This window comes from Variovorax sp. 20P10.2.4 (assembly GCF_058244205.1).
Genome location: NZ_JBZAYE010000619.1, coordinates 1 through 4,243, shown reverse-complemented (window position 1 = coordinate 4,243; position 4,243 = coordinate 1). Strand labels below are relative to the sequence as shown.

4 protein-coding genes are annotated in these 4,243 nt (G+C 67.1%); 1 reads left to right on the top strand and 3 read right to left on the bottom strand.

Annotation, left to right across the window (positions count from 1 at the left end):
• Positions 1-765 (bottom strand): ammonium transporter (locus tag AC27VN_RS34360; RefSeq protein ID WP_490879480.1); only part of this gene is annotated, 765 nt, incomplete at its 3' end.
• A gap of 417 nt (positions 766-1,182) precedes the next feature.
• On the opposite strand from AC27VN_RS34360, the gene AC27VN_RS34355 reads away from it, so the two are divergent.
• Complete coding sequence (locus tag AC27VN_RS34355; protein WP_490879479.1) at positions 1,183-1,941, top strand: sulfite exporter TauE/SafE family protein; 759 nt, start codon at positions 1,183-1,185, stop codon at positions 1,939-1,941.
• Between the two features lie 53 nt (positions 1,942-1,994).
• On the opposite strand, the gene AC27VN_RS34350 is transcribed toward AC27VN_RS34355, so the two are convergent.
• On the bottom strand, positions 1,995-3,506 hold the full coding sequence (locus AC27VN_RS34350) for a tripartite tricarboxylate transporter permease (RefSeq protein ID WP_093351011.1): 1,512 nt from the start codon (positions 3,504-3,506) through the stop codon (positions 1,995-1,997).
• A 13-nt stretch (positions 3,507-3,519) separates the two neighbouring features.
• A complete protein-coding gene (locus AC27VN_RS34345; RefSeq protein ID WP_093351008.1) occupies positions 3,520-4,008 on the bottom strand; it encodes a tripartite tricarboxylate transporter TctB family protein in 489 nt (162 codons plus the stop codon).
• Between the last annotated feature and the right edge of the window lie 235 nt (positions 4,009-4,243).

Sequence of the window (4,243 nt, the reverse complement as noted above, 5' to 3'; positions counted from 1 at the left end):
GCCCGCGGCGGCCGCCACGTGCGTGACCAGCATCGCGAGGCCCGCGCGTCCGTCGGCCGCCACCGCCGAGCCCGCATTGAAGCCGAACCAGCCCACCCACAGCAGGCTGGCACCGGCCATGGTGAAGGCCAGGTTGTAGGGCTCGAAGGGCTCGCGGCCATAGCCGCGGCGCGGGCCCAGCGCATAGGCGCAGACCAGCCCCGCCACGCCCGCGTTGACGTGCACCACCGAGCCGCCCGCGAAGTCGAGCGCGCCCATCTGCGCGAGCCAGCCGCCAGGTTCCCAGACCCAGTGCGCGATCGGCGCATAGACCAGCACGCTCCACAGCAGCGCGAACCACAGCACGGCCGAGAAGCGCATGCGCTCGACGAAGGCGCCGAGCACCAGCGCGGTGGTGATGATCGCGAAGCTCAGCTGGAACATCGCGTAGACCGTCTCGGGCACGTTGGGCGCCACGTGGCTCACGGCCAGCGTGCCGGCGTCCTTCAGGTAGTCGAAGCCCGCGAACCAGAAGCGCCCGGTGCCGCCGAGCCAGGGCCAGCCGGGCGTGAAGGCCAGCGAGTAACCGAGCGCGAACCAGGTCAGCGACACCACCGCGGCGATGGCGACCACGCAGGCCATCGTGGCGAGCACGTTCTTGCGTCGCACCATGCCGGCGTAGAAGAGCGCGATGCCCGGCAGCGTCATCAGCAGCACCAGCACCGTGGAGGTCATCATCCACGCGGTGTCCGCGGCGCTGATGGAGGCTTGCGGTACCAGGGCCATGGCGGCGGTCTCTTCTTGGAGTGGTGGTCCGGACTCTGTGCACAAGTCGTGCCACCATCGTTAACCGCATGAAACACTTTGGTTTGCTACGCCGTGCGCGAAAGTAAGGCAAAGCGGGTAATTCCCAATGCACTGCGGCGGTGCACCCCCTAAAGTCCAGCCACTCGCGAACGGGCCCTGCTCGTGCTGCCGAGGGCCGAGGAGACAAATTCCCGATCGACAAGAACAATCATCCAAAAGGCTACATTCGAGAGCCTGGTTCACAGATTGAAAAGCGCCGCTGGTCGGCGCTTTTTTTTGCCTGTCGCTGTCGCATCGGCGCCCCGAATCCTTGTCGTGAAAAGCGGAGGAACGGCCGGCGGTATCCCTGTTTATAGCTACTCTTTTGATAGCGATTCCGGTGCGACAATCGCGGCCATGGACATGTGGCTGATGACCGCGGCCTCGCTGCTCGCGGGGTTCGTGGATGCGATCGTGGGTGGGGGTGGATTGATCCTGGTGCCGGCGCTGTTCGCGGCCTTTCCCGGCGCGCCGCCGGCCACGTTGCTGGGCACCAACAAGAGCGCGTCGATCTGGGGCACGGCCGCTTCGGCGGCGCAGTTCAGCCAGCGCGTGCAGATGCGCTGGGGCGCGCTGTGGCCGGCCGCGCTGGCCGGTTTCTGCGGCGCGCTGGCCGGCGCCTGGGGCGTCACCCAGTTTCCGGGCGATTTCCTGCGCCGCGCGCTGCCCGCGATCCTGCTGGCGGTGCTGCTCTACACGCTGGCGCGCAAGGACATGGGCCGCCACCACGCGCCGCGCTTCACCGGCCGCGCCGAGACGCTCGCGGCCTGCGGCATCGGCCTGGGCATCGGTGTCTATGACGGCTTCTTCGGTCCCGGCACGGGCAGCTTCCTGGTGTTCCTGTTCGTGCGCTGGATGGGCTACGACTTCCTCAACGCCTCGGCCTCGGCCAAGGTCATCAACGTGCTCACCAACGGCGCGGCGCTGCTGCTGCTCGCGTTCAAGGGCCATGTCTGGTGGCACTACGGGCTGGCGATGGCGGTCGCCAACGTGGCCGGCAGCCTGATCGGCACGCGCGTGGCGCTCAGGCACGGTGCGGGCTTCGTGCGGATCGTGTTCATGGTCGTGGTCAGCGCGCTGATCCTCAAGACCGCGTACGACGCCTTCCTCCAATAGAAAAGGCCCCGGGACAAACCGGGGCCTTTTCTTTCATGGGATGCGCGGGGCGCTCAATCCTCGACGAAGGCTTCCTCGCGCTTGGACTTCACGGCCGGCAGCAGCACGATGCCCAGCAGCAGCGCCGCGGCCACCAGCAGGCCGGCCGACAACGGCCGCGTGACGAACACGCTCCAGGCACCGCGCGACAGCAGCAGCGCGCGCCGCAGGTTCTCTTCCATCATCGGCCCGAGGATGAAGCCCAGCAGCAGCGGGGCCGGCTCGGTGCGCAGCTTGAGGAACAGGTAGCCGACGAAGCCGAAGATCGCGACCATCCAGACGTCGAAGGTGTTGTTGTTGGTCGAGTACACGCCGATGGCGCAGAACAGCACGATCGCCGGGAACAGGAACTTGTAGGGCACCGTCAGCAGCTTGATCCACATGCCGATCAGCGGCAGGTTCAGGATGATCAGCATCGCGTTGCCGATCCACATCGAGGCGATCAGGCCCCAGAACAGTTCCGGGTTGCTGGTCATCACCTGCGGGCCCGGCTGGATGTTGTGGATCGTCATCGCGCCCACCATCAGCGCCATCACGGCGTTGGGCGGAATGCCCAGCGTCAAGAGCGGAATGAAGGAGGTCTGCGCGCCGGCGTTGTTGGCCGACTCGGGCGAGGCCACGCCGCGGATGTTGCCCTTGCCGAAGGGCACTTCGCCCGGGCGCATCTTGATCTTCTTCTCGAGCGCATAGGCCGCGAAGGCCGCCAGCAGCGCGCCGCCGCCCGGCAGGATGCCCAGGGCCGAGCCGAGGGCCGTGCCGCGCAGCACCGCGGGCGTCATGCGCTTGAAGTCGTCCTTGGTGGGCCACAGGCCCTTGACCTTGTGCGTGAAGACCTCGCGCTCGTCGTCGGGCTGCGAGAGGTTGCCGATGATTTCGCCGTAGCCGAACACGCCCATGGCGATCACCACGAAGCCGATGCCGTCGGTCAGTTCGGGAATGTCGAAGCTGAAGCGCGCCACGCCCGAGTTCACGTCGGTGCCGACGATGCCCAGCAGCAGGCCCAGCACGATCATCGCCACCGCCTTGAGCAGCGAGCCCGAGGCCAGCACCACGGCGCCGATCAGGCCCAGCACCATCAGCGAGAAGTACTCGGCCGGGCCGAACTTGAAGGCCAGCTCGGTCAGCGGCGGCGCGAAGGCGGCCAGGATCAGCGTACCGACGCAGCCCGCGAAGAACGAGCCCAGGCCCGCGGCCGCGAGCGCCGGGCCCGCGCGGCCCTGCCTTGCCATCTGGTAGCCGTCGATGCAGGTCACGACCGAGGACGACTCCCCGGGCAGGTTGACCAAGATGGCGGTGGTCGACCCGCCGTACTGCGCGCCGTAGTAGATGCCGGCCAGCATGATCAGCGCCGAGACGGGCGGCAGCGCGTAGGTCGCGGGCAGCAGCATCGCGATGGTCGCGACCGGGCCGATGCCCGGCAGCACGCCGATCAGCGTGCCCAGGATGCAGCCGACCAGGCAGTACAGCAGGTTGGTGAAGGTGAAGGCGACGCCGAAGCCGGTCGCGAGGTTGTGGAACAGTTCCATGGCGGTGTGCTCCTCAACCGGCGATGAAGGTGGGCCAGACCTGGATCTGGAGCTTGAGCGCCCAGATGAAGGCCACGTAGCTGCCCGCCGCGAGGATGGTGGCGAGCACCAGCACATCGCGCAGGTTGAAGTGTTCGCCCGCCATGCTCGAGATGATGGTGAGCGCGTAGATCGCGATGATCATTCCCATGGCCGGCAGGCCGATGCTCGGCAGACCGCCCAGCAGCACGCCGAACGCGAGGTTGGCGCCCAGCACGTAGGCCAGCGGCTTCCAGGCCCATTTGCCGATCGGATCGCCGTCGGTGGTCTCGACCACCATGGCCTGGAACATGATCCCCAGCCCGAGCAGCGCGAGCAGGATGCCCAGCATGAGCGGGAAGTAACCGGGACCCATGCGGGCCCCGTCGCCGATGTTGTATGCGGTGGCGCCGATGGCGAAGGCGCCGCCCACGGCCGTGAACATGACTCCTGAAAAGAAGTCGGCCTGGCTCTTGATTTTCATGTCTCTCGACCCTCTGTTTTGGAGGGATGAGGGTCGTTTCCGGCGGCTGACCGCTGGCTGACCTGACCGGTAGGGACTAATGCGTAGCGCTTACTACGGGTAAGCCCGCGCGGCCCCGATGCCCGGGTGGCGCAGAAACGAAAAAAGCTCCCGAAGGAGCTTTTTCAGTGAAAGGCGGCAGGGCCGCCATTCGATGGGATGCGAGGGCTTAGTAGCCGCCGCGGCCGTAGCCGTC